Below are 26,261 nucleotides of genomic sequence, written 5' to 3' on the forward strand. Positions count from 1 at the left end.
AGATTATGAAATAAATTTAGGAAGGTTTTGATTATTTATCGCCTAAATAATCAAAACCTTCTAATTCTTCCCTTTGTGCTCTACGACTGATGATATCTTCTTCATCGTTAGCTTTTTTGAAGAAAAAGGCTTCGGCCTGTATTCTTTTAATTAACTGATGTACTAAGGAAAGATCAAAAGTATCTTTACTTAACTTAATGCAGTATTCGCTTTCCGTAATTTCTAAACTCGAGTTCATAACAGATGATTTTATTGATGACTGCTGTAAATATAGAAAAGGCTTGCTAATTGTTTGTTAGCAAGCCTTTTAAGTTTTTGTTATCTTTATGTTAAGATGATCCTCCTGTTTTTTAAAATTCAGGAGCAAAAACTTAACTATTTATGCGATAAAAATAAGCCATCATCGGTTTTAGCAACTTTTAAAATCCCTTTAGAAGTTAAAGCTTTTAAGGTAGTATCCCATTTCTTATTGCTCCACTCGGTTAATTTTCCTTTTACATCAGATAAAAGTGCTTGCTCGCCTTCAGAAACCAATGAAAATAATTCTGTCTCTTCAGCGGTCAATTCTATTTTCTTTTTCTCAGGACGCATCTGGGGGAAAAATAAAACTTCCTGAATGGTACTTTGATTCGTCATTAACATAACTATACGATCAATACCGAAACCTAAACCTGAAGTTGGTGGCATGCCATATTCTAAAGCACGAACGAAATCATCATCCATTGCCATAGCTTCAGCATCGCCACGATCAGCAAGTTTTAATTGATCTTCGAAGCGTTCTTTTTGGTCAATCGGATCGTTCAGTTCTGAATAGGCATTTCCGATTTCTTTACCATTAACAAAAATTTCAAAACGCTCTACCAACCCTGCTGCTGAACGGTGTTTTTTGGCAAGCGGTGTCATTTCTATCGGATAATCAGTAATAAATGTAGGCTGGATTAAATTAGCTTCTACTTTAGCGCTGAAAATTTCATCAACTAATTTACCACGACCCATTGTAGAATCGGTTTCGATATTTAAATCTTTACAGGTTTGCGCTAATTCTTCTTCGGTCATTGCCGAAACATCAATTCCGGTATATTTTTGAATAGACTCATACATGGTTAGTTTTTCGTATGGCCCTTCAAAATTGATCTCGTTTTCGCCAACTTTAACTGTTGCAGAGCCATTAGTAGCAATAGCCACTTTTTCCAGGCATTCTTCAACCATAGCCATCATCCAGATATAATCTTTATAGGCTACGTAGATTTCCATTGAGGTGTACTCTGGATTGTGCGTACGGTCCATCCCCTCATTACGGAACATTTTGCCGAACTCATATACGCCATCAAAACCTGCAACAATTAATCTTTTTAAATACAGCTCATTCGCAATACGCAAATAAAGCGGCATATCCAAAGTATTGTGGTGTGTAGCAAAAGGTCTTGCAGCAGCACCGCCATGGATAGGTTGAAGGATAGGTGTTTCAACTTCCATCCAGCCTTGTTCATCAAAATAGTTGCGCATGCTATTGATAACCTTGCTGCGTTTGATGAAAATTTGTTTATAATCAGGGTTTACCGTCAAATCTACGTAACGCATGCGGTAACGTAGTTCAGGATTTGTAAAACCATCATATACGTTTCCTTCGTCATCGCGTTTTACAATAGGTAAAGGGCGTAATGATTTAGCCAGAACTTTAAATTCTGTAACGTGGATAGAAATTTCTCCGGTTTGAGTGGTAAAAACATAACCTTTAACACCGATGAAATCTCCAATATCTAAAAGCTTTTTAAATACCGTATTGTATAAAGTTTTATCATCTCCCGGACAAAGTTCATCTCTTTTTAAATAAACCTGAATACGACCGGTAGAATCCTGAATTTCAGCAAAAGAAGCGGCACCCATAATGTTGCGTCCCATGATACGGCCGGCTAAGCTAACCGTCTTGTAGGCCGTTTTATCCTTTTCGTAGTTTGCTAAAATATCTGCAGCGTTTACATTAATCTCATAAGATTCTGCAGGATAGGGTTCTATACCCAGTTGGCGTAGTTGTTTTAGCGACTCGCGTCGTAATATTTCTTGTTCTGATAATCCTATACTCATTTCGGGTATTTTTTGCAAAAGTAATGATTTTGCAATTTGTTATGTAATTATAAATTAACAGCGATGATTAAAATGAAAACATTTTTAATTTTCCGAAAATTCAGGTACGAAATATAGTGCTTTGCACCTTTTATAATCTTTAAAAGCTGATGGTTGCAAAGATAAGAAAGGAAAAGAAATAACTAAATGCTTTGATGGATATAATGTTAATTATAAAAATTTAGCAAATAGAAAACAGTGATTTAATTTTTTGCAGATGTTATATTTGTTCATGGACAATTTTTATCGTTCTTTAATTAATTAGATTCCAATATGCCTGCTATCAAACAAATACAGCCTTCGGGTTTAGATTTTTTAAAATTATTAAAGAAAAATAATGACCGGGAGTGGTTCAATGCTCATAAAACGGAGTTTCAAAAGAAGCAGGTACTTATAGAATCCTTTGCGCAAGCTTTACTGGACTTAATGAATACACATGATGTAATAGAAACGCCTTCAGGAAAGAAAAGTCTGTACCGGATTTATCGGGATACACGGTTTTCTAATGATAAAACGCCCTATAAAACACATTGGAGCGGTAGTTTTAAACGAATGGGTAAGCAAAGGCGGGGAGGATATTATTTTCATATCGAGCCGGGCAATAGTTTTGTTGCTGGCGGCTTTTTTGGGCCATCACCGCAAGATTTAAAACTAATAAGAGAAAACATTGCTTTTGATGATCAGCCTTTAAGAGAAATATTAAAAGATAAAACCTTTATTGCTTCGTTTGAAACTTTAAAAGGCGAACAGTTAAAAACCACCCCAAAGGGGTTTGAGGCAGATCATGAAGCGATTGATTTACTTCGTTACAAACAGTTTTTGCTGGTTCGTAAATTTTCAGATGAAGAGGTTTTGAGTACTGACTTTTTGAATAAATGTGATCAGGCATTTAAAAATATGCGCCCATTTTTTGATTATATGACAGAAATACTTACTACAGATGCTAATGGACTGGCTTTGTAACTGGATTAAAATTCAATTTTAAAAAGAAAGGGTCATGATTATTGTGCAATCATGACCCTTTTTAATTATGATTCGGCTTCTATGCCTTCCTCATACATATCGTTAATGGCTTCAGCGTATTTCTTTTCAACAACCCTGCGCTTTACCTTCATTGTTGGTGTAATTTCACCTTCATCAATATTAAAAGGATTGCGTTTTATTTTGAAGTTTTTAATGCGTTCAAATTTAGCCAGTTCATTAGAAATCTTTTTAATGTCCAGCTCAATCCAGTCTATAATTTCCTTATTCTGGATAAACGGATCTGCTTCATCAAAGAAAGAAGGTTTTAACTTAAAAGTTTCTTCCAGTGTTTCCCGGTTTGGAATAATGATGGCGGTAATAAATTCACGTTTATCACCAATTAAAAATAGCTGATCTATTTTAGGGCTTTTCAGATAAATGTTTTCAACAGGGGTAGGGTAAACATTTTTACCGTAAGCGTTTACGATCATGTTTTTTAAACGATCAGTAATTTGCAGGTTGCCCTTGTAAAAACGACCAATATCTCCGGTATGGAACCACAGGTCTTTATCAATGGCCTCGGCAGTTTCTGCAGGTTTATTAAAGTAACCTTTCATTACACAATGCCCGCGAACAATTACTTCGCCTTCAGGGCATTCAAAGTCTTCATTAAAAGTTTCGTGTGTTTGTATGTTAATTATAGCCTTAGTTTCCACATCCTGAATGCCAACTTCTATTCCCGGAATCACACGGCCAACAGTTCCATAAACCTGTCTGTGGTATTCTGTTACCGACATTACCGGCGAAGTTTCGGTTAAACCAAATCCTTCTAATATTTTAATGCCTAAATCGCCAAAAAACTCTCCTACATTTTTAGGAAGGGCAGCACCACCTGAAATCATAAATTTTAAGCGACCGCCTGTTTTTTCCTTTATTTTACTGAAAACCAATTTTTCGGCAATTCCTTTTTTTGCTGATAAAATCAATCCTGGATTTTTACCGGCTTCTTTTAATACCCGGTAATTTTTACCCGTTTCTAACGCCCATGTAAATATTTTAGCTTTAGCGCCCCCTGCAGCTGTACCTGATTTTATGGCTTTATCATGAATGCGTTCCAATAAACGGGGTACACAGCTCATTACCGTAGGACGAACTTCGCCCATGTTTTTAGCCAATAACTCTAAGCTTTGAGCAAAGGCAATTTTACAACCCTGCGCACAACAAACATGGTAAGTGGCAGTCCGCTCAAACACATGTGATAAGGGTAAAAAAGATAAAAAGGTTTCTGTCTGATCAATTACCGGAATTTGCTGCAGACAAACTTTTACGTTTTCTACAAAATTGCTATGCGTAAGCATTACACCTTTTGGCGTGCCCGTAGTACCCGATGTATAAATTAGTGAAGAAACATCTGTTGGCAAAACGAGGTTTCTGGCTTCATCTATTGCTGCTTTTTCGGCGGCTGTAACCTGATGTTTTAAGGCTAAAATATCCGAAAAGCTAATTACTTCAACTTTTACATCTTCAGGAACAACTACTTTTTCGTAATCTTTAAATGCAGGAATAATATATTTTAATTCTTTACAGTTTGCCGCTACCTTTAATACCTTGCGGTACAGGAAATTATTGCCAACTAAAATGGATTTAATTCCCGAGTCATTGATAATATAGGCAACTTCCTGTTCAGAAAGTGTGGGATAAATAGAAACATTAATGGCACCAATTTGCTGAATTCCCTGATCATAATAAACATATTCGGGAGAGTTTTCAATCATTAAGCCCAATCTATCGCCTTTACTGATTCCTTTTTCAAGAAAAAATGCAGAAACTGCGTCTGCTCTTTTTAAAGTGTCTTCATAAGAAATTTCAGCCCATTCGGCACCTTGTTTATGTATTAAGAAGGTTTCCTCCGGTTTATGAATGTTTTTTACCACATTACGTAAAAGGGTAGGGACAGTTGAAAACTCATTTATTAATGGCATGCTCGTATTTGGTGTATTCGTTATAATTAACAATTATAATGCTTTTTGGTTTAATAATGCAAAGGAGGGAGTATCATAAAATTAATTTATTTTTTACAATTTCTATCACACTGAGATTATAGAAATACTTTAAACGTATTTGAATATATCCTTTGATGAGCCAGGGGTGATAATCTGTTGTTTAGAACCTCTTTTAAACGCAAAAAGGCCCCATAAATGGAACCTTTTTGTATTTTGTAAAATATTTTATACAGAGAAGCTTTCTCCACAACCACAACTGCGACTTGCATTAGGGTTGATGAAGTTAAATCCTTTTCCATTTAATCCATCAGAAAAATCTAATTCTGTTCCGGCTAAATAAAGAAAAGATTTCATGTCAAGCGCAATTTTAATGCCTCTGTCTTCAAAAAACTGATCTCCTGTTTTAGATTCATTATCGAAATCTAAATTGTACGATAAACCTGAACAGCCTCCTCCTTTTACAGAAACACGTAAGAAATAATCAGAACCCAATTCAGAATCCTGCATCAGGTGATCTATTTTATCTTTTGCTTTATCGGTTATTGTTATCATTTCTTTAATATATTATGTATTACGAATTGTGGCTGTAAACCTTCTCTGTTAATCTATTATTTAGCAGGTAACATTTCTATTAATTCCTTTTCATCATTAATAAGATAATAAGGAATAAAAATTAAAGGCTTTGTTTTTGAAGCATTATCAAAATGTATTACCGGCTTACCTGCAGGTTCAAAAGCGACATCTCCGGCTTTTAATGTCTTAGATACACCACCTTCTATTTGAAAAAGAACAGTTCCAGACACAATATAACTTACAACCGGACAGGGATGTTTATGAAAACCTGATTGTTGTCCTGGTTTAAATTTTATCTCCTTAACGTCTACTTTTTTTATTACCCGGTTTCCAATGTCCGCAGTCAAAAGCGCTTTTCTTACTATTTTGTCTTGCGCAATAGAATTTATAGAAACCAGCAACAAACACACTATTCCAATTAACCTTAAACAAAGGTTGCCATCACTATTTTCTTTAATCTGCTTAGCCATAATAAATTTATTTAAAAATGTCTAGCACTATTAATTCTTATTGTAAAATTTCTAGTGATGCGATTTTTCTAATACCAATGCATCTAAACCATTTTTAACGCGGTAATCGTTAATAGCAGATTTAATTGCATCTTCAGCTAATACAGAACAGTGAATTTTAACAGGAGGTAAAGCCAGTTCTTCCACAATATCCATATTGTCAATTGCTAAAGCTTCATCAATGGTTTTTCCTTTTAACCATTCAGTAGCTAAAGATGATGATGCAATTGCAGAACCACAGCCAAATGTTTTAAATTTAGCATCGGTGATTACGTTATCTGCTCCAACTTCAATTTGTAAGCGCATTACGTCGCCGCACTCTGGTGCACCAACTAAGCCTGTACCTACATTTTTCTCGTCTTTGTTTAATGTACCAACGTTACGAGGATTATTATAATGATCGATTACTTTTTCTGAGTATGCCATAATATTTAAGATTTTTGATTTGCGATTTTAGATTGAAACCCAAATCGCAAATTATTAATTTTTATACTTTATTTAATCGCAGACAGCAAATCGTAATTCGTTAATCTACAATTGTAATTTAATCTAGTGTTCAGCCCACTCAATTTTGCTCAAATCAATTCCTTCTTTAAACATTTCCCAAAGCGGAGAAAGTTCTCTTAAGTGATTTACCGCTTTTTGAGTAATTTCAATAGCGTGATCTATATCTTCTTCAGTTGTAAAACGACCTAAACCGTAACGGATAGAAGAGTGTGCTAAATCATCTGATAAACCTAAACTCTTTAATACATAAGAGGGCTCTAAAGATGCTGAAGTACAAGCAGAACCCGAAGATACCGCTAAATCGCTCATGGCCATCATTAAACCTTCACCTTCTACATATTTGAAAGAAATATTTGCTACGTGTGGTAAACGGTGTTGTGTATTACCATTAACATAACTTTCTTCCATTTTGTTTAAAGTAGACTCTAATTTATCACGTAATGCAGCTAAACGGGCGGCTTCGCTTTCCATTTCTAAACGGCAAAGCTCACAAGCTTTACCTAAACCTACAATACCAGGAACGTTTAATGTACCAGAACGCATTCCACGTTCATGACCACCGCCATCCATTTGTGCTGTAACTTTAACCCTAGGGTTTTTACGGCGAACGTAAAGCACACCAACACCTTTCGGGCCGTACATTTTATGTGCTGAAAAAGCCATTAAATCAATTCCGTCTGCATTTACATCAACAGGAATTTTTCCAACTGCCTGCGTTGCATCCGTCATAAACAATGCGCCATGTTTGTGTGCAATGTCTGAAATTTCTTTAACAGGCTGAATTACACCGATTTCATTGTTGCCATACATGATAGAAACTAAAATCGTTTCCGGAGTCATAGCAGCTTCAAGTTCAGCTAAATCAATTAAACCATCTTCTTTAACGCCCAAATAAGTTACTCTTGCACCATTTTTCTCTAAATGTTTACAAGTATCTAAAACAGCTTTATGTTCAGTAACCGCAGTAATAATGTGATTACCTTTTTCTTTATACATCTCAAATACACCTTTAATTGCAAGGTTATCTGCTTCAGTAGCACCAGATGTAAAAATGATTTCTTTTTCAGTACAGCCGATTAATTTGGCCACCTGCTCACGGGCATAATCTACTCCTTCTTCTGCCACCCAGCCAAAAGCGTGATTACGGCTCGCGGCGTTTCCAAATTTCTCGGTAAAGTAAGGTAGCATTGCTTCCAGCACCCTTGGGTCAAGTGGGGTAGTTGCATTATTATCTAAATATATCGGCTGTTTCATTTCAGTTACTATTATTTGTAATACAAAGATACGAAAAAACTTTTCTAACAATTATAAATAATAGCTATGAGGTTATAGTTAAAACCTGCATTTTTACATTCAACAAACCTTTTAAAACGATGAACAAGATAGAACATATCGGAATTGCTGTAAAAGACCTCGATAAAGCCGTTTCCATTTACGAACAATTGTTGAATACTTCTTGCTATAAAACCGAAATGGTGGCTTCAGAATATGTAAATACAGCTTTTTTTAAAACCGGTGAAAATAAGATCGAATTGCTTCAGGCTACCGCTGAAGAAAGTGCTATTGCTAAATTTGTGGAGAAGAAGGGAGAGGGGATTCATCATATTGCCTTTGCTGTAGATGATATTCTTGCTGAAATGGAACGTTTAAAGGCAAATGGCTTTGTTTTATTAAATGAAGTGCCAAAAAAAGGCGCAGATAATAAAATGGTTTGTTTCGTTCACCCTAAAAATACAAATGGTGTTTTAATTGAACTTTGTCAGGAAATTAAGTGGACATAATTATAAAATCAGTAATAAGCTTTTGCTTTTTGGAAGTTAACGGATTGTGATTCTTTTTGTTATACTTTAAACTACTCTTACTGCCAATGAAAAAATTGGCATTCATACTATCGGGTTTAAATACAAAGAACTTGTTTCTGACGTAAAAAAATATTTTAACAAAAAAATGAGTGATATTCAATCGCTAATCAAAATTATCAGTAAAGATTTCGATTTAGAAGAACATCTTTCAGAAAATCAGTTGCGTGAGGCTATGGTTGATGCTTTTGCCTACCTGGTCGATAATGATTTTCCTAAACTGATCCAAATCTTATATAAAGCAGATGTTGATCAGTATAAATTAAAAGAATTATTAGAAAACAGTACAGGTTTAAGCTCTGCAGAAATTATTGCAGATGCTTATATTAATCGTCAACTCGCTAAAATTGAAACCTGGAAAAAGTATAGCAAGCCTCACTAACAATTATTTTTGTTATTAGTGAGGCTTTAATTTTATTTATCTAAAGGTGCCATACCAAACATGAATACCAGTTTATTGTCCTGATAAAAATTTAAGGTTTGATCGGCTACATCATATTTAAAGCTATGGTTGGACAATAATTTTAAAAATTCATTTTCCAGTTTGCTTTTATCACCATCTATGCAAGCCATCATGGTACTTGCAATATTTTTAAAGGTAATTTGATCATCTTTTAACTCGAAACCACCAAAAATCCGATTACAACCGCCTGAACCACTCATTGTATTTTTATCACTTTGGAAAGTTAAATAAGCAGTAGAATTTGTTAAGGTAACCCCATTCATTTGGATTAATTTCCAGTTGTGTTTTGTTACAAAAGTCCAGCTATCCGGTTTTTTTGTGAAAATTTGTGTTTTAGTAATTACTTTTTTCAATTTATAGGTATATGCAGAAGCATCAGCCGGAACATTTTTCCTTTTGGTTCTGGTTACATCAATTACATACCTAAAGCCCGGTTTATAATCAAAGCCTGAAATTTGACTATAGAAAAATTCCCAATTTTTACTGTTTTTGTATTTTACCTGGAAACAAGTTTGAGGTGCTACGCCGGTGCAGTCAGCTTGCTCTTCTTTAACGGTCAATCTGATGGTATCCGCTTTTGCACCAATAGAAATGCTGATCAATACAATAACGGAGAGGGCTAATTTATACGTTGATTTTAAATTTAATAATGATTTCATTTTCTTTGTGTTTTTATAAGGATGTAAAATTTGTTTGTTTTCCATAACATAATTTATGCCCAATAGAAGAGGGCATCAATTATTTTTTATTAAAAGTATTTGATGTTTGATTTTTATAAAATATTTCAATACATTTGCATCCTCTAAAATAGAGGTAGAAAGACTAATAGGAAATGTCATAAGCGTTGTTGCCAGCAAATTGCAAGAATGTTCTTGATGCTTTCACATAAATAACTAAAATAATATTTCAAATGAAAAAAGATTTGCACCCAACAAGCTACAGACCAGTTGTTTTCAAAGATATGTCTAACGAATATGCTTTTTTAACAAAATCTTGTGTAGAGACTAAAGAGACTATCAAATGGGAAGATGGTAACGAGTATCCTCTTTATAAATTAGAGATTTCTCACACATCACACCCTTTTTATACTGGTAAAATGAAATTGGTTGATACTGCAGGACGTATCGATAAATTCAAAAACCGTTACGCTAAGAAATAATTTTAGCTACAAAAAGTATTTTTTGAAGTCCCTTTGCCAAAAGCATCGGGACTTTTTTTATTTTTGTAGCTTATGACAATCAATCTGTTTGATGATTCCAGTTGGAAATCATTACGTCCGCTTACTTTTACCAGGCCGGTAGCCGATCTACGAATCGGTATTTTAACCATAGCCGAAAAGTGGGCCAAATATCTAAATGCCGATTTTGGCTTTGTTACCCAGGATTATCTTACCGCTAAATATCCTTCAGCGCAAACTGCTGATATTTTTATAAATGGTTCCGTTTGCCCTGATGAAGGTTTGTTAGAGGCTATTACAGCTTTGAAAAATGGTGAAGTTTTAATTCAGAATGATTTGATTCTGGCTTACAAAACAGAACCATCATCAAAACATAGTTTAGAACTTGCCAAAACGTTAAAACCAATAGCATATACTTCGAAATTTATTCACATTGTTTATCCGGATAATATTTTCAGTTTTAATGGTGAAGAATTAAGAAAAGATTTTGCACTGCTCACCAAAGGCCGTTCGTCTGCAAAATTAAGCTCAACCAATACTTTTTTAGGAGATAATATTTTTGTTGAAGAAGGTGCGGAAGCAGAATGCTCTATTTTTAACAGCAAACAAGGACCAATTTATCTTGGAAAAAACAGCCAGGTTTGGGAAGGTAGTATCATCAGAGGTTCTTTTGCCCTTTGCGAAGGTTCTTCAGTTAAAATGGGTGGTAAAATTTATCCAAATACAACAATCGGACCTTTTAGCCGTGTTGGTGGCGAAATTAATAATGCGGTAATTTGGGGGTATTCTTCAAAAGGTCACGAAGGTTATTTAGGCAATGCGGTATTAGGTCAGTGGTGTAATATTGGGGCAGACAGCAATAATTCGAACCTCAAAAATAATTATGCAGAAGTTAAGCTTTGGGATTATGAACAAGAGGGTTTCCGTAAAACAGGTTTGCAATTTTGCGGGTTAATTATGGCCGATCATGCTAAATGCGGCATTAACACCATGTTTAATACAGGGACGGTTGCAGGGGTAAGTGCTAATGTTTTTGGTGCAGGTTTTCCACGCAATTTTATCCCTGATTTTGCCTGGGGCGGTGTGCACGGTTTCGAAGTGTACAGTCTGAATAAAATGTTTGAAACTGCAGAAAAGGTTTACGAAAGACGTAATTTGCAATTCGACGACAAAGAAAGAGATATTTTAAATAAAGTATTTGAAATGACCTCGACACATCGTCACTTTTAATTAATAAAGAATAAAAAAATATAAGCAATCCATAAATCAGAATCATGAGAAAAAAAATAGTAGCCGGTAACTGGAAAATGAATTTAGATTATAACGAAGGCATTTCGTTGTTCAGTGAAATTGTAAATATGGTTAAAGATGAACGCAAAGGCGATCAACTGGCTATTATTTGCTCACCATTTATTCATTTAAACAGTTTAGTGAAATTGGGTGGTAACGATGTTAAAATCGGTGCGCAAAATATTCACGATAAAGAAAGTGGTGCTTATACCGGCGAAATTTCGGCTAAAATGGTAAAATCTGTTGGTGCTGAATATGTTATTTTAGGTCACTCAGAACGCAGACAATATTTTGCTGAAAGCAATGAGTTATTAGCCGCGAAAACTAAAATTGCTTTAGCTCATGGCTTAACTCCAATTTTTTGTATTGGCGAAACACTGGATGAGCGTAACAATGGCAGCTATTACGAAGTGCTTAAAAAACAACTGGTAGAAGGTGTTTTCAGCTTAAGTGATGCAGATTTTTCTAAAATCGTAATTGCTTATGAGCCTGTTTGGGCTATTGGAACCGGTTTAACAGCTTCTCCTGAGCAAGCACAAGATATTCATGCATTTATCCGTTCAGAAATTGAAGCCAACTACGGTTTTAATATTGCGGATGACACCACAATTTTATACGGTGGAAGTTGTAATCCGGCAAACGCAGCTAGTTTGTTTGCACAAAAAGATATTGATGGTGGTTTAATTGGTGGTGCATCATTGAAATCACGTGATTTTACAGACATTATTAAAGCTTTTAACAGCTAATGCAATACATTAAAGCAATATTTACTTTCGATAATATTGAAGAATATCAGCAGGATTTGCTTATTGCAGATCTTGCTGATTTAGGTTTTGATACTTTCGAAGATAGTGATAAAGGGTTCACGGCCTTCGTAATTAAGGATAATTTTGAAGAATCGGCATTAAAGGATATCTTATCCGTTCATGCTGAGTATTTTACGGCAGCGTATACGTTGGAAAATGTTGCCGATGAAAACTGGAATGCCGAATGGGAAAAGAATTTTAGTCCCTTGATTATTGATGATATATGTTATGTGAGGGCAACTTTTCATGCACCTCAGCCGTCTTATCCTTACGAGATTATAATTGATCCCAAAATGGCTTTTGGCACCGGGCATCATCAAACCACAACCATGATGATGCAGTATATCCTGGCTACCGATATTAAAAACAGAGTTATTCTTGATATGGGCTGCGGAACAGGGATTTTGGCCATTTTAGCTGCTAAATTGGGCGCTAAGAGACTTGTTGCAATCGATTATGATGAAATCTGTTACGAAAGTACAGTAGAAAACGCAGCATTAAACCACATTGAGAATTTAACAGCTTTATGTGGAAGCAAAGAAGCTATTCCTGATGATCATTTTGATCTGATTTTTGCAAATATTAACCGCAATATTCTGTTAGATCAAATTCAACGCTATGCTGAGGTTTTAAAAGTGGAAGGGAAAATTTTTTTCAGTGGTTTTTACCTCGAACCAGATTTACAAATGATTAAAGATGAATGTGCTAAATTTAATATTCAATACCTGGATCATATGCAAAACGGGGATTGGGTAGCCGCTCAGTTTGAGAAAAAGTAATTATTAAATTTTGAAGGAGTGGGTTTGGTTTTATTGCCGTTTTAAATTCACTTATTCATCATTCCATCATTCAATAGTTAGAAAAAATGCGTGTACATTTTATAGCAATTGCAGGTAGTGCAATGCACAATTTGGCAATTGCCTTACATAAAAAAGGCTATCAGGTTACAGGTTCGGATGATGTAATCTTCGAACCCGCTAAATCAAGACTGGATAAATATGGCATTCTCCCGGCGGAACTTGGTTGGGACGAAAACCGGATTACTGAAGATATAGATGTAATTATTCTGGGTATGCACGCCCGGATTGATAATCCCGAACTGTTAAAAGCACAGGAACTTGGCTTAAAAATCTATTCTTATCCTGAATATATTTACGAACAAAGCAAAGATAAACTACGGGTTGTTATTGGTGGTAGTCATGGTAAAACCACCATTACCAGTATGATTTTGCATGTTTTAAATTTTTATAACCGCGAATTTGATTATCTGGTAGGCGCACAGCTTGCCGGTTTTGAAACGATGGTTAAAGTTACGCATGAGGCACCCGTAATGATTATTGAGGGAGATGAATATTTAGCTTCACCGATAGACAGAAGACCAAAATTCCATCTTTATAAAGCCAATGTGGCCGTAATTAGTGGTATTGCCTGGGATCATATTAATGTGTTTCCAACTTATGCAGACTATATCAATCAGTTTGATTTGTTTATAAATACAATTGAACCTGATGGCACACTGATTTATTGTAAGGCAGATCAGGATTTGAATGAAATTGTTGAACATTCAACAGCGGCGGTACAGAAAATTGGTTACGCAATTCCGGAACATGAAATTAAAAATGGCATTACTTATTTACTGCCTGAACATACAGCATTGATGGTTTTTGGAGATCATAACCTGATGAATTTGAATGCAGCTAAATTAGTTTGTGCACAACTTAACATTACTGACACCGAATTTAATGAAGCTATTTCTTCGTTTAAGGGTGCAGCTAAACGTTTAGAAGTAATTTCTGCAGATGACCTGACAAACGTTTATAAAGATTTTGCACATTCGCCGTCAAAGCTTAAAGCAACGATAGAAGCCGTTAAATCTCAGTTTACAGATCGTAAATTGGTTGCTTGTATCGAACTGCATACTTTTAGTAGTTTGAATAAAGATTTTTTGCAGGAATATGCCGGAAGCATGGACATGGCTGATGAAGCAATCGTGTTTATAGATTTAAAGAGTTTTGAGCAAAAGCGAATGGAACCTTTTACGGAAGATGATGTACAAAAGGCTTTTTCAAATCCTGATTTGAAATTCTTTAATGATGCATCAAAGCTGAAAGCTTATTTATTAAGTATCAATTATAAAAATGCCAACTTATTAATGATGAGTTCAGGAAATTATGCTGGCTTTGATTTACCCGAGCTGGCGACAGAATTGAAAAGATAATTTCTGTTTCTGAACATGAAGAGCATTGGTCAAAATATTAAAAAAAGCAGAGTCGCCCTTGGATTGAGCCAGGCTGATGCGGCTAAAAAACTTAATATTTCAACGCCGGGATTTTGCAAAATTGAAACCGGACAAACTGATTTAAATGTTTCCAGATTGCTTCAAATTGCAAAGACATTTAAAGTTCCGGTGATGGAATTACTTTGTGGTAAACAGGAAGAATCTAATTCTTCAGAAGAAATTATTACTTTAAGACAAGATATTCTTGAAAAAGAAGAAGAGATCAATAAACTTAGAAAAAAGGTTATTGATCTCTACGATAAATTGGGTATGTGAGGGTTCCACCTGCTGGCAAGCCTAACATCATGCTATTGACAATAAGCTATTGAAATAAATTCAGCCCGACGACTTAAAATAATTTTCGCATGGTTAAGTGTTTTTTGCCAAATGTAGCACCCGTAGCTTTATGGATGGCAATCATTTGTTCATTAAAATCGCCAACCCAGCTTAATTCAAGCTCTTTATATTGATTTTTTGGTAATACATATTCGCCCAACTGAATAAACAGTACAGATTCTAAGCCGTGTTTCTGGAATTTTGGTTTCGTACCCATCACAATGGCCCTCATACGGGTTACACCAAGCCAGCGCCGGTAAGCAAACTTTAATTTTTCAACAAGGCCAAGTTTACCATTAAAACCTTTAATCATTTGGTTTGCATCCGGAATAAGTACCACAAATGAAGCCGGTTCGCCATTAAAGTAAGCAAACTGGATTAAATGTTCATCCATAATGGGTTCCATACTTTTAAAACTTTCCTGCAGGGTTTCCTTTTTAATCGGTACAAAATTTTCAAAATCCTGCCAACCATCATTGTAAATTTCCATTAAATCAGAAATGTATTTGTCGGCATTCTTTTTATTAAAGTATTCAAAGGTGTAACCAGGTTTTTTTCTCACCCAATTGGCAATCTTTGTAAAACGTTCAGGAAAAGGAATGGTTAAGTTAATGTGGTTGGTTAACTGCTCGTATTCGGTTTTAAAGCCATAATTTTCGAACAATTTTTGATAGTAAGGAAAATTATAGTTCATGCCGAAAGATGGTGGCGTAAAACCTTCAACCAATAAACCCCAAAAACTATCGTTTTCTCCGAAGTTAATAGGGCCGTCCATGGCCTTCATTCCATTTTCTATTAACCAGGCTTTTGCGGTGTCAAAAAGCAGGGTAGAGGCTTTTAAATCATCAATAGATTCAAAAAAACCAATTCCTCCGGTTGGCTGCTCATAATTAAATGCTTTTTTCTCGTTAATAAATGCTGCAATACGACCAATTAAGTTTCCGGCCTCGTCTTTTAAAACCCAACGGGTACATTTACCGTGTTTAAAGAAAGGATTTTTGTTCGGATTAAAAACATTTTCAATCTCAGCGTCTAAGGGACAAATCCAGTTTTTATCGTTTTGGTAGAGCGTTTTAGCAGTGTTTAAAAAGTCTGTTTTTAAAGATGGAGTACTTACAGCTATAATTTGCATGGGCAGAGTTAAAAATTAAAAAGCATCCTACCAAGCGGGCGGATGCTTTTTCAAATATATAAGTTTTAAATATTAATAATCGTCGTCATCATCATCAAAATTGTCGAAGTTGTCAAGATCATCCAATGGAAGATCAAAGTCATCGTCGTCGTCATCCTGAGGCTTCTTTTTTGTTGTTTGAACCTCATCATCATCTTCTAATTCATCTTGATCATCTACCTGTTTCTTGGTAGTTGGTTTTGCTGGGGATTTCTTTGGGGCTTTCATTACACAAAAATAAAAATTGCTTTTATAGTTTAAAAATACAAAAAAACTTTTTTTAATAACAATCTGGATGCAAACAAATTAAAATATTTTATTCGATGGTTTCTCCAACGGTATTTTCCTCTTTTGCGATGTCTTTTAGTTGTGGAAGCTGCGTTAAATTGTTTAAACCGAAATAATCCATAAATAAAGGACTGGTGCTGTACAATATGGGCCGGCCAGGTGTTTCTGCCTTACCGTTAATGCTGATTAATTCCTTCTCTAATAATCTTTGTACCGAGTAATCAGAATTTACGCCTCTTATTTGTTCTATTTCCAGTTTTGTAATGGGCTGTCGGTAAGCAATTATGGCTAAGGTTTCCATTGCCGCCTGGCTTAATTTTTTCTTGGACCGGTGTAGTTGTAATTGATTTACCGTTTCGTGATAAGTTTTTTTTGTTAAAAACTGATAGCCATTATTAAGGTGAACGAGTTCAATAGCATAATCATCCTGTAAGTAACGATCTTTTATAAGCTGTATATTTTCTTCAATCAGTTCTTCCTGGTAGGGCTGATTAAATACTGCACTCAGGGCAGCTGTAATTTCCTGTACGCTAATGCTTTGAACAGAAGAGAAGATAAGGGCTTCAATGTGCCTTGCGATATTGTTTTGTGGCATATACAAAAATATAATTTTTGGGCAAAAAAAAGCGGTCTCGCTTTTTAAAAAACAAGACCGCTTTCAACACACAAATGAAACCTGAATTAAGATATAGTTTTAGGTTAGGTTGTTAAATATCTATATCAATTCTATAAGAACGTTTTGATAAACACTATCGTTTATTTCTAAGACAAGTTTAAGGCTAAAGCTTCAATCTTTAAGGTTCTATTTAGTGAGTGGTATTAATAATTGAGTAAACGGTAAAAAATCTATTTTAACGGTATAGAAATGAATACGGTTGTACCATTTACTGCATTTTGTTTTACACTAAGGTGTATAGGTTTTGCTTCAATCTGACCTAAAAGATTTAATCTTTCCTGCGTAAGCTGCATGCCTTTACTAATGTGTGTTTCTTTTTTATTCTTTAAAGAGTTGTCGATACCAATTCCATCATCAATAATTTCAATATTTAAATGGGTTTCTTTTTCGAGTCTCATGTTAATCTGAATTTCGCCACCAGTTTCTTTTGGCATAATTCCATGCCATATCGCGTTTTCTACATAGGGCTGTAAAAGCATAGAAGGGATAAGAGTTTCTTCTTTTTCGATTTCAGGATCTATGGAAAAGACATATTTTAATTTATCTCCGAAACGATTTTTTTCCAGTTTTAAATACAGATTCAGGTATTCAAGCTCTTCCTCCAGCGAAATATAACTTTTGGTGCAAATCTCCAGGTTCTTCCTGATTAAACGTGCAAAACCAGTTAAAACCTTATTGGCTGAGGCCGTATTCTGTGTATTAATATAGTGCTGAATGGAATTCATTACATTAAATACAAAATGAGGATTCATCATGGCTTGCAGGGCCTGTTGTTCCAGCATCAAGACTTTATTTTTTAATAATAATTGTTCCTGCTCTTTATCTTTTTGTTTACGGGTAATGTAAACGGCTGTTTTATAAAAGATATAACCCACCAATAATATCAGGATGGATAAAAACCACAGGCTTTGCCAGAAATGCTTTTTAATTGTAAAAGCAATTTTCGCAGACGGCCCCCAGTTGCTGTTCTGACTTTTAGCGCTTACCTCAAAAACATAATCTCCAGGCTGCAGAGCAGAAAAATCAAGACGCCTGGTTCTGGTCTCCACCCAGTTGGTATTTTCGTTTAACCTGTAGCGATAGGTAATATCGCTGGTGGTAAAATCAACGGCACTAAAAGTGAAGAGAATGGTATTGTTTCCGGTTTCGAAGGTAAAATTGGTTTTATTTAAAGGCAAACGTTCTTTATCCTTAATAATGGAAGTAACATATACCTTCGGTAAATTCCGGTTAATGCCACTGTTATTGTATTTAAATAAAATTAAGCCTCTGTTGGTGCCAAAATAAGCGGTGCTATCATCAATGTACAGGCTGTTAATGTCATCACTTAATAAATCTTTACCATAATCAAAGTTTATTACAGCAGGCTCGGCTGGGTAATTGGTAATTTTGTTAACCCCTTTACTGGTTAAAACCCAGATTTCATTATTTTTTATAAAAACCTTTGTGCAAACATTGCTGGTTAAACCGGCATTTTGAGTAATCTGACGTGCGATTTTATTGTTTTTATAAAAAATTAATCCATAACCATCTGTTGCTAAAATCAAGGTGCCATCTTCAAGCTGCTGAATATCATTTATTCTTTTGGTAAGCAGCGGATTGTTTTCGTAGTGTTTAATTAATCTTCCATTAGAAAACTGAGATAAACCATTGATGTTCGAAAACCATAAATTACCCGTTTTATCGTAAAAGGCATGATAAGAACGGTCTTTAAAAAAATCTTCTTTCTCTTTATATTTTAATGAATTAAATTCAAGCTGTTTAACCCGATCTGATAAAAAGACAACCCCGGAAGATAATGCCAGGGCCAGGTGATTATTGTTTCCACTTAAGCTAAAGTGTTTGATTACAAACATAGAGTTATTGGCTTCTCTTAAATAGCTAACATCTTCGCTGGTATTGTAAATGTTTTTAAAAACCCCCATGCCATAATCGGAAGCAAAGTAAATCGCTTGATTTTTAGGGTCATAGGTGATTTGCTTAACAACACGGTACTTTTTAAAGTCGCTTAATCCAATCTCCTGTACATTGTAATTGCCGATGTTCAGTACATCAACCACGGCATCATCAGTACCTAACCAAAGCCTGTTTTTTGCATCTTTGGTAATACTTTTAATTACATTGCTGCTTAAACCAGATTCTGCATCAATAATTGATAAACGTGCATTTACATTCGGCAACATGTAAATACCCTGGTTGGTGGCAAACCACATATTCTGGTTATTATCTTTTATGGCCTGATTAACCGGAATATCCTGCAAATACTGGATGGTTTTTCCACTTTGGTTTAAAGCCAGCACACCATTTGAATTGGCGAGCCAAACTTCTTTGGCTAGATGATCGTAATAAAAATAACCCGACATATTTTTAATCAGGTTTTGCGGAACACTAACTAAAGATTGAACCACACCATTTTTATATTCTTTTAAGCCACTTTGATCCAGATAAACTAAAGAGCGGGAGGGCGTATTGCTAGCGCTCATGTAAGAAAGTGGCTGAGCAACGGATTTAATTAAACTAAAACGCTTCCCATCAAATTTTTGAACGCTTGAGTCACTGTAAGCAAAAATATTTCCTTTTTCGTCTTCGTGAATAAATGCATTGGTAAACTGATTATAGGGGTGTGTAGAAACAAACTTTTTAACTGATTTACCATCCCAAAGCGCAACCAGGTTTGAATTTGTACCCAACCATATTCTGCCGAGTTTATCCTCTAAAAAAGAAACCACTACCGTATTAAAACTAAGTTCTTTTAACAATTTGTTGTTATCGCGGTTGTAAAATTTACCATCCTGAAAATAGCTTAACTGCCCATTTAATGCTAAAAACCACAACCGCCCTTTTTTATCTTCTCTGATTTGAAGAATCTGCGTATCCGGCAAACCATCTTCAATGGTGAAATTCTGAAAATTTGTACCGTCAAAACGGCTCAAACCACCATCCGTTGCAATCCAGATAAAGCCTTTTTTATCTTGTAAAATATAATAACAGTTATTGCTGGCCAAACCATTTTTAGAAGTGTAATGTGGTAGGTAAGTAGTTTGTGCAGAGGATTTTAATGAAAAAAAGATGCCAAAAATAAATATCCAGCAAGTAATTGCAGCAATTCTGAAACCCGTATTAATTTTAATATTTAACGGCAAAATAGCAGCCATTTTTTATTGGATTAATGATCGTTGTTAGACTTAGTGAACATCTTTATTTTTTCAAAAAAATCACTCGCTCTTCTTCTGGAAACATTTATACTGTCTCCGTTTTTTAAAAAAGCCTGCAAACCATTTTTTGAATTGTATTCTTTCAAATGATTTAAATTAATAATGCTTGATTTATGAATCCTGACAAACTGATCGGAGGGAAGCAATTCTTCAAACTCACGCAATACTTTAGAAACGGCAATTTTGTCCTGATTGTTTAAATGAAAGACAGAATAATTACTGTCTGCCTCGATGTAAATAATGTCATCTATATCAATCATTTTAAAACCCTGGCCATGTGGTAAAGTCAGTTTCCTTATTTCTGCCTTATTATTTAAGCTGGTTGCCAAATTACTGATCCGCTCGTCCGTTTCAGTATTCTGATGTAATTTAATATGTTGTGTTACCTTATCAACGGCAATTTTAAGCTCATCAATATCAATTGGTTTCAAAAGGTAATCCAATGCATTGGCTTTAATGGCTTTAAGTGCATATTGATCGTATGCGGTTGTAAAAATAACCGCTGCGTTATGTTTTTGTGCGTCAGGAATAAGTTCAAAACCATTTCCGCCGGGCATCGCAATATCCAGGAAAATTAAATTGACAGGGTGATGGGCCAAAATTTCTTTCGCCTCGGCCACAGAACGGGCTATGCCCGTGATTTCTACATCCGGACAATTTTGTTGAAGCAAAAAGAAAAGCGATGAACGGGCAAATTCCTCGTCATCAACAATAATGGCTTTTAATACAGTCATAATTCAGGGTTTGTGAATGTATTAAAATCGATTTATAAAAAAAAATGTAATTATAGAAATCTGCCTGTAGAAATGTCACGTATATATCACCAAACGAAATCAAAATCCCTAACATAAGGCATATGAAACTATCATGCAGCATCTTACATCAAACGGATTGTTTGCTCATTATAAAATCATAGCCCTAAAAACAATTAAGACTTATGAAAAACAATGAACTAGAAACACAGAATGAACTTCAGGATGAAAGTTTATTTAAAGCCAGACTTGGTCGCAGATCATTTCTTCAGTTTGCTGGGGCCGGCGCAGCAGGTATTGCTTTAGTTGCAGCGGGTTGCCGAAAAGACCGAATAATGGATGTTCCATCAGGTTCGGGTGTTACATTAGATTTTAAGGATGATTTTGGCGTATTGAACTACGCTTATGCATTGGAGCAACTGGAGGCTGCATTTTATATTCTGGTGGCTTCAAATCCGCCATCTGCTTTTAGCGCTGCAGAGAAAGCTTATTTTCAGGACATTCAGTTTCACGAAATTGCACACAGAGAGTTTTTTAAAAATGCCTTGGGTAGTGCCGCGATAGCAAATTTAGAGGTTGATTTTTCGAGTATTACGTTTTCTGACCGGACAAGTGTTTTAACAACAGCCAAAGCATTTGAAGATTTAGGTGTAGCCGCATATAATGGAGCAGGAGGGAGAATTAAAACCCCCGCGTATTTATTATTAGCGGGTAAAATTGTTTCTGTAGAGGCTCGTCATGCTGCCTACATCCGCGATTTAATTTCAAACGGAACATTTGCCGATTTAAATGATCTTGCTGCATTAGGATCTAATAATGCCAACGGATTAGACGGGGCTTTAACACCGGATAAAGTTCTGGGAATTGCCGGAAAGTATGTTAAAACCAAAATTAATGTAATTAATCTTTAATTTTTAAAATCAGAAAATCATGAATATCGTAAATATATTAGAAGAAATAGAAAAAGTTGACGGTGAAATCTATGAGAGATTAAACCCAAGAAGAGCTGCAATGAAGAGCTTTTTCAATATTGGCAAGAAGATATCTTTAGCGGCAATGCCATTAGCTTTAGGCTCTATGTTTCAAAAAGCTTACGGTCAAACTACGCCAACGGCAGTTATTGAGGTATTAAATTTTGCTCTGGCTTTAGAATATCTTGAATTCCATTATTATAACCATGCTTTACTGGCGGCACCAAACCTGGTTTTTCCAAATGCGGCATCTAAAGCAGCAATAACAACCATACGGGATCATGAAGCCGCCCACGTAAACTTGTTAAAAGGTGCTTTGGGTGCATCAGCACGAGCTGAAATTACCTATGCCATGACTGATTTTACTGTAAATGGAGCCTTCCCGGTTTATGATGATTACGCTACCTTTTTGGCTGTTGCCCAGGGATTTGAAGATACTGGTGTTAGAGCATACAAAGGTCAGGCAGGTAATTTAATGGTGAGCCCCGGAGTATTGCAAACCGCCTTGCAAATTCATTCAGTAGAGGCACGTCATGCAGCGCACATTCGTCAAATGCGTACTACACAAGCCGCTGGTGCAGCAACATATAAACCGTGGGTTAGCCTTGGCGCTTCAGGACAGGCAAACGATTCAGGTGTGGCTGCACTTGATGCTGTTTATGCGGGAGAAGACTTAACCTTGCAAGCCAATATAAATATTGTTGGAATAAATGGTAAGACGGGAATAGACAAAAAAGCTGCTGTTGAATGTTTTGACGAAGCTTTGGACAAAGCGAGCGTAGTGGCAATTGCTAACTTATTCCTTAAAACAGGTAACAAACTATCATGATAAGCCTAAATATTTATAAGAGTTGATTTATTAATGTTTATTTAAGTTAGGGAAGCGGAATTTAGATTCTGTTTCCCTTTTTTATGTTTAGTAAGTAATAACTTGCTCTTCCAAATGTTCAGGTAAATCTCTGTAATTGTATTTTTGTCCACGCAACTGAGGCTCAAAACCTGCTTGTTTTATAGATTCCTGGATTCCTCTTGCCGTGAAACGATGCGGTGCACCAGCAGCCGAAACTACATTTTCTTCAATCATGATCGAACCAAAATCGTTAGCACCTGCATGTAAACATAATTGTGCAGTTGCTTTACCTACCGTTAACCAGCTGGCTTGTATATTTTTTACATTAGGCAGCATAATCCGGCTTAATGCAATCATACGGATATATTCATCAGCCGTTACATTATTACTGATTCCTCTTAATCTTTTTAATAAAGTACCGTCATCCTGAAAAGGCCATGGAATAAAGGCTAAAAACCCATTTGCGTCGGCAGGTTTTTCACTTTGTACCTGTCTGATCCAAACCAAATGCTCAAAACGTTCTTCTATGGTTTCTACATGTCCAAACATCATAGTTGCCGAGGTTGTAATATCCAATTGGTGGGCAGCCCGCATTACATCAAGCCATTCCTGACCGCCACATTTACCTTTAGAAATTAAACGTCTTACACGATCGTTCAAAATTTCAGCACCTGCTCCCGGTAAAGAATCCATTCCGGCTTCTTTTAAAGTTTTTAAAACTTCGGTATGGCTTATACCTTCCAGTTTTGCCACATGTGCAATTTCTGGCGGACCTAAAGCATGTAATTTTAAATCAGGATATAATTCTTTTAATTTTTTGAAAAGATCAGCATAAAATGCCAGTCCTAAATCAGGGTGGTGGCCACCTTGTAATAATAACTGATCTCCACCCAGGCGAAAAGTTTCTTCGATTTTTACTTTATAGGTTTCAATATCAGTAATATAACTCTCGTCATGGCCCGGTCTGCGAAAGAAATTGCAAAATTTACAGTTGGCAATGCAAACATTTGTTGTGTTTACGTTACGGTCAATTTGCCAGGTTACTTTACCGCTTGGCACCTGAATTTTTCTAAGTTCGTTGGCCACAAACATAAGTGATGCAGTATCAGCGTTATGGTATAAATGGACACCTTCTTCAAGACTTAAAAACTCAAAATGTAATGCCCGTTGCAGTAAATCGGCTGTATTCATATTGCAAAAATACTAAATTGTTTATAGATCAAGGCTTAGTTATTATGGCGGGAAAGTAAATTTTTGGCATAAAAAAAGAGTGACGGGGTTTAATCAGTCACTCTTTTAAAAAAAATGTATGTTTTTATTTAAGGGCTAATAAAAAACCGATAGTAAAGTTAGCATCCCAGTCAAATACAAAGGTATCGCACTTGGTTTCATCTTTAATTGCTTTATATATATTAACGCCACTCTTAATTTTAATTTTATCTGTATTGTATTTTTCCGGATCACTTAAAACGGTAAACCTTTCTTCCCCCGTACGGATTTGTTTCGCCAGTTCGAATGGAACACCGCCAATTATAAAACAAATTTCGCGTTTAGCTGCCGGGATTTTTGCAGAAATGGTTTTAACGACACTGTATACGGCATCATCTTTTAAGTTTTTCTCATAATATTTAGCACCCGGAGCTTCAGCAGATTTAACATCTCCATCCATCCATGAAATTTTAGTATTACCAGAACCAATATCAACCACAAAAGAGTTATCGTAATAAGAGGCTGGTAAAACACATTTTAAAGCCAATTTACCTTCCTGCTCTGCTGTAACCAGGTTAACAACGAAGCCCATTTTCTTTAATTCAGAAACAATAACAGCTGTTTTAGGCTCTTTTTGCGCACCTGAACTTATAACAAAATGAATGTTTTTAGATTTTACTCCTTTGTCAAACATAGCACCTATATAGTCTTTTAAACCCGTCCTGATGTCTGCCGTGTTCGCTATCCCTTCATAAACAAACGATTTTCCAAAGTCTTTAGAAATAATTTCCCAACGTTTTTGGTTATCGATGTTTACAACAAAAGAGTTGAAACCAGAAGCACCAACCTCTACAACACCTTTATACTCACCATTTACAGGTTTTTCAGGTACATAGTTAAAAGTTCTCTTGTCATCACCTTTGATCGTGGGTGAAGATGAAGAAGTTTGCTCGGTACTGTCTTTTTTACTCCCGTTTCCATCTGATATTGCATCAATTTTTCCGGTTTCAAAAGCCCAGTAACCTAAACCTACAATTGGTATTGCAATAATAACCGCTTTTATCGGCCAGCGTAACCTTGCCCAGATTGATTTTTCTTCCATTTTGGTATGTTCTTAATTTATAGTTAATTAGTCTAATAATGAAAATCCTTTATCTACTTTTTCTTCAGCTTTAAGCTCATAAGATGAATCAGCCATTCTGCTTACGTTAAGCATTTTAAGGTTGCGTTCGTCAACTTTTTTGATAAACTCTTCCAGTTCACTTTGTGATGGCGCACCACCAACTGTAATGTTATTATTTTGATCCAGAAAATCAAGGTTTGAACGGATAGAAGCTATATTTTGACTAATAGCGCCTGTAGCCGCATTCATGGCTTCTTGGAAAGCCCAACCGTCTTTAATGTTAAATACTTCCGCAAGTCCATCAGTTGCATTTTTCATTTTTTGAGTTGCTTCCAGTTTTTTAGAGATGATTGAAATACTGCTGTCCAGCGTGCTTACATAAATACGGGCGGCACTTTCATTGTCCTTTAAAACTTCTAAAACCTTAGCAAACTGATTGGCATACTGAACATAACTTCTGGCATTTTGCTCTTCCGATTCGCCTTCTTTACCTAAAAGGAATGCTTTGGTACGGGTTTCTTTAGCATCTCTGTTCAGATCGTTTGCTTTTTCAATATTGTTATTGGTTGTTTCCTGCTTAGCTTTTTCATCCAAACTTGCAGCTTCAACGGTAAAACGTTTAGCATAAGTATATTTTTCTTCAGCCGTTTTTTGAGCATTTTCTCCACTTTGCACCATATCAATGCGCACGCCATCAACGTTTGCTATCTTATCTTTTACTCTTTTTAAAGTATCCTTTGCATCTTTTGATAATAATTGAAGCGTTTCAACAGGATTTGCCCTGATAATGGCTTTTTCGCCTTTAAATAATAAAATTGTACCCAGTCTGTTTAATAAGGATATAATTTTTGGAGCCAATAAAAGCAATACAATTAAAATAATACTAAAAATAACCAACAAAATGCTTTTGGCAGCATACACGAGCATAAGTGGCAAAAATTTAAAAAATGCAAATGCACCTCCTAAAATTAACGCCCAAAAAAAGATGCTTGAAATTATTTTTTTGCCTTCGGGTGTTTGCATCTGACTGGGCAGGTGATCGCCGAGCACCTGAAATATAGGTAGCTGGCTTTTCAGTTCAGCCGGAATATTTACATATTGATTTTGGTTTTCCATGG

Annotated in this window: 27 protein-coding genes; 11 read left to right on the forward strand and 16 right to left on the reverse strand. The window is 35.6% G+C overall.

The window, feature by feature from the left end:
* Positions 1 to 31 precede the first annotated feature (31 nt).
* The gene (locus tag O0955_RS17250; RefSeq protein WP_269428810.1) at positions 32 to 238 is read right to left on the reverse strand and encodes a hypothetical protein; all 207 of its coding nucleotides are present in this window, start codon (positions 236 to 238) and stop codon (positions 32 to 34) included.
* A gap of 137 nt (positions 239 to 375) precedes the next feature.
* Entirely contained in the window at positions 376 to 2,085 is a 1,710-nt protein-coding gene (gene lysS / locus O0955_RS17255; protein ID WP_269428811.1) for a lysine--tRNA ligase, read from the reverse strand.
* Between the two features lie 312 nt (positions 2,086 to 2,397).
* On the opposite strand from lysS, the gene O0955_RS17260 reads away from it, so the two are divergent.
* Positions 2,398 to 3,087, forward strand: coding sequence for a DUF2461 domain-containing protein (locus tag O0955_RS17260; protein WP_269428812.1), 690 nt, complete (start codon positions 2,398 to 2,400; stop codon positions 3,085 to 3,087).
* Between the two features lie 65 nt (positions 3,088 to 3,152).
* On the opposite strand, the gene O0955_RS17265 is transcribed toward O0955_RS17260, so the two are convergent.
* From O0955_RS17265 to O0955_RS17285, 5 genes are all read right to left on the reverse strand, one after another.
* Positions 3,153 to 5,069, reverse strand: a complete 1,917-nt coding sequence (locus tag O0955_RS17265; RefSeq protein ID WP_269428813.1) for an AMP-dependent synthetase/ligase — start codon at positions 5,067 to 5,069, stop codon at positions 3,153 to 3,155.
* A 246-nt stretch (positions 5,070 to 5,315) separates the two neighbouring features.
* Positions 5,316 to 5,642 (reverse strand): HesB/IscA family protein, encoded by a 327-nt coding sequence (locus tag O0955_RS17270; protein WP_131537349.1) that lies wholly within the window; start codon positions 5,640 to 5,642, stop codon positions 5,316 to 5,318.
* A gap of 56 nt (positions 5,643 to 5,698) precedes the next feature.
* On the reverse strand, positions 5,699 to 6,133 hold the full coding sequence (locus O0955_RS17275; protein ID WP_269428814.1) for a cupin domain-containing protein: 435 nt from the start codon (positions 6,131 to 6,133) through the stop codon (positions 5,699 to 5,701).
* Positions 6,134 to 6,184: 51 nt separating this feature from the next.
* Positions 6,185 to 6,598 (reverse strand): Fe-S cluster assembly scaffold IscU, encoded by a 414-nt coding sequence (gene iscU / locus O0955_RS17280; protein WP_131537350.1) that lies wholly within the window; start codon positions 6,596 to 6,598, stop codon positions 6,185 to 6,187.
* A gap of 123 nt (positions 6,599 to 6,721) precedes the next feature.
* Entirely contained in the window at positions 6,722 to 7,933 is a 1,212-nt protein-coding gene (locus O0955_RS17285; RefSeq protein WP_269428815.1) for an IscS subfamily cysteine desulfurase, read from the reverse strand.
* Positions 7,934 to 8,052: 119 nt separating this feature from the next.
* Between O0955_RS17285 and mce the strand changes: the two genes are divergently transcribed.
* Both mce and O0955_RS17295 read left to right on the forward strand, forming a co-directional pair.
* Positions 8,053 to 8,460 carry a methylmalonyl-CoA epimerase gene (gene mce / locus O0955_RS17290; protein ID WP_269428816.1) on the forward strand — a complete coding sequence of 136 codons (408 nt, stop codon included), beginning with the start codon at positions 8,053 to 8,055 and terminating at the stop codon, positions 8,458 to 8,460.
* 166 nt (positions 8,461 to 8,626) lie between these two features.
* Entirely contained in the window at positions 8,627 to 8,920 is a 294-nt protein-coding gene (locus O0955_RS17295; RefSeq protein ID WP_269428817.1) for a hypothetical protein, read from the forward strand.
* Between the two features lie 32 nt (positions 8,921 to 8,952).
* On the opposite strand, the gene O0955_RS17300 is transcribed toward O0955_RS17295, so the two are convergent.
* Positions 8,953 to 9,660: a DUF4377 domain-containing protein gene (locus tag O0955_RS17300; protein WP_269428818.1), complete on the reverse strand. Its 708-nt coding sequence runs from the start codon at positions 9,658 to 9,660 to the stop codon at positions 8,953 to 8,955.
* 251 nt (positions 9,661 to 9,911) lie between these two features.
* On the opposite strand from O0955_RS17300, the gene O0955_RS17305 reads away from it, so the two are divergent.
* The 6 genes from O0955_RS17305 to O0955_RS17330 all read left to right on the forward strand — a co-directional run bounded on the left by O0955_RS17305 (position 9,912) and on the right by O0955_RS17330 (position 14,828).
* The gene (locus O0955_RS17305; RefSeq protein ID WP_269428819.1) at positions 9,912 to 10,160 is read left to right on the forward strand and encodes a type B 50S ribosomal protein L31; all 249 of its coding nucleotides are present in this window, start codon (positions 9,912 to 9,914) and stop codon (positions 10,158 to 10,160) included.
* Between the two features lie 72 nt (positions 10,161 to 10,232).
* Positions 10,233 to 11,408, forward strand: coding sequence for a GlmU family protein (locus tag O0955_RS17310; protein ID WP_269428820.1), 1,176 nt, complete (start codon positions 10,233 to 10,235; stop codon positions 11,406 to 11,408).
* A 44-nt stretch (positions 11,409 to 11,452) separates the two neighbouring features.
* Entirely contained in the window at positions 11,453 to 12,214 is a 762-nt protein-coding gene (gene tpiA, locus O0955_RS17315) for a triose-phosphate isomerase (protein WP_269428821.1), read from the forward strand.
* Positions 12,214 to 13,053: a 50S ribosomal protein L11 methyltransferase gene (prmA, locus tag O0955_RS17320; RefSeq protein ID WP_269428822.1), complete on the forward strand. Its 840-nt coding sequence runs from the start codon at positions 12,214 to 12,216 to the stop codon at positions 13,051 to 13,053. Before tpiA ends, prmA begins: the two co-directional genes overlap by 1 nt.
* 86 nt (positions 13,054 to 13,139) lie before the next feature.
* Positions 13,140 to 14,492 (forward strand): UDP-N-acetylmuramate--L-alanine ligase, encoded by a 1,353-nt coding sequence (locus O0955_RS17325; RefSeq protein WP_269428823.1) that lies wholly within the window; start codon positions 13,140 to 13,142, stop codon positions 14,490 to 14,492.
* Between the two features lie 15 nt (positions 14,493 to 14,507).
* Complete coding sequence (locus tag O0955_RS17330) at positions 14,508 to 14,828, forward strand: helix-turn-helix domain-containing protein (RefSeq protein WP_269428824.1); 321 nt, start codon at positions 14,508 to 14,510, stop codon at positions 14,826 to 14,828.
* A gap of 73 nt (positions 14,829 to 14,901) precedes the next feature.
* Here the strand turns inward: O0955_RS17330 and O0955_RS17335 are convergent, their stop codons facing one another.
* The 5 genes from O0955_RS17335 to O0955_RS17355 all read right to left on the reverse strand — a co-directional run bounded on the left by O0955_RS17335 (position 14,902) and on the right by O0955_RS17355 (position 20,972).
* Positions 14,902 to 16,020, reverse strand: coding sequence for a GNAT family N-acetyltransferase (locus O0955_RS17335; RefSeq protein ID WP_269428825.1), 1,119 nt, complete (start codon positions 16,018 to 16,020; stop codon positions 14,902 to 14,904).
* Between the two features lie 72 nt (positions 16,021 to 16,092).
* On the reverse strand, positions 16,093 to 16,287 hold the full coding sequence (locus O0955_RS17340) for a hypothetical protein (protein ID WP_269428826.1): 195 nt from the start codon (positions 16,285 to 16,287) through the stop codon (positions 16,093 to 16,095).
* Between the two features lie 88 nt (positions 16,288 to 16,375).
* A complete protein-coding gene (gene scpB / locus O0955_RS17345; protein WP_269428827.1) occupies positions 16,376 to 16,942 on the reverse strand; it encodes an SMC-Scp complex subunit ScpB in 567 nt (188 codons plus the stop codon).
* Between the two features lie 251 nt (positions 16,943 to 17,193).
* Entirely contained in the window at positions 17,194 to 20,178 is a 2,985-nt protein-coding gene (locus O0955_RS17350; protein ID WP_269428828.1) for a ligand-binding sensor domain-containing protein, read from the reverse strand.
* 11 nt (positions 20,179 to 20,189) lie between these two features.
* On the reverse strand, positions 20,190 to 20,972 hold the full coding sequence (locus O0955_RS17355; protein WP_269428829.1) for a LytR/AlgR family response regulator transcription factor: 783 nt from the start codon (positions 20,970 to 20,972) through the stop codon (positions 20,190 to 20,192).
* Positions 20,973 to 21,175: 203 nt separating this feature from the next.
* On the opposite strand from O0955_RS17355, the gene O0955_RS17360 reads away from it, so the two are divergent.
* Both O0955_RS17360 and O0955_RS17365 read left to right on the forward strand, forming a co-directional pair.
* Positions 21,176 to 21,901, forward strand: coding sequence for a ferritin-like domain-containing protein (locus tag O0955_RS17360; RefSeq protein WP_269428830.1), 726 nt, complete (start codon positions 21,176 to 21,178; stop codon positions 21,899 to 21,901).
* A 19-nt stretch (positions 21,902 to 21,920) separates the two neighbouring features.
* The gene (locus O0955_RS17365) at positions 21,921 to 22,790 is read left to right on the forward strand and encodes a ferritin-like domain-containing protein (RefSeq protein ID WP_269428831.1); all 870 of its coding nucleotides are present in this window, start codon (positions 21,921 to 21,923) and stop codon (positions 22,788 to 22,790) included.
* Positions 22,791 to 22,877: 87 nt separating this feature from the next.
* Here the strand turns inward: O0955_RS17365 and O0955_RS17370 are convergent, their stop codons facing one another.
* The 3 genes from O0955_RS17370 to O0955_RS17380 form a co-directional block, all read right to left on the reverse strand.
* The gene (locus O0955_RS17370) at positions 22,878 to 24,002 is read right to left on the reverse strand and encodes a CofH family radical SAM protein (protein WP_269428832.1); all 1,125 of its coding nucleotides are present in this window, start codon (positions 24,000 to 24,002) and stop codon (positions 22,878 to 22,880) included.
* A 124-nt stretch (positions 24,003 to 24,126) separates the two neighbouring features.
* A complete protein-coding gene (locus O0955_RS17375) occupies positions 24,127 to 25,122 on the reverse strand; it encodes a hypothetical protein (protein WP_269428833.1) in 996 nt (331 codons plus the stop codon).
* A gap of 27 nt (positions 25,123 to 25,149) precedes the next feature.
* On the reverse strand, positions 25,150 to 26,259 hold the full coding sequence (locus O0955_RS17380) for a hypothetical protein (protein WP_269428834.1): 1,110 nt from the start codon (positions 26,257 to 26,259) through the stop codon (positions 25,150 to 25,152).
* Positions 26,260 to 26,261: the final 2 nt, after the last annotated feature.

This window comes from Pedobacter punctiformis, assembly GCF_027213715.1.
In the GTDB taxonomy this organism is placed as follows: domain Bacteria; phylum Bacteroidota; class Bacteroidia; order Sphingobacteriales; family Sphingobacteriaceae; genus Pedobacter; species Pedobacter punctiformis.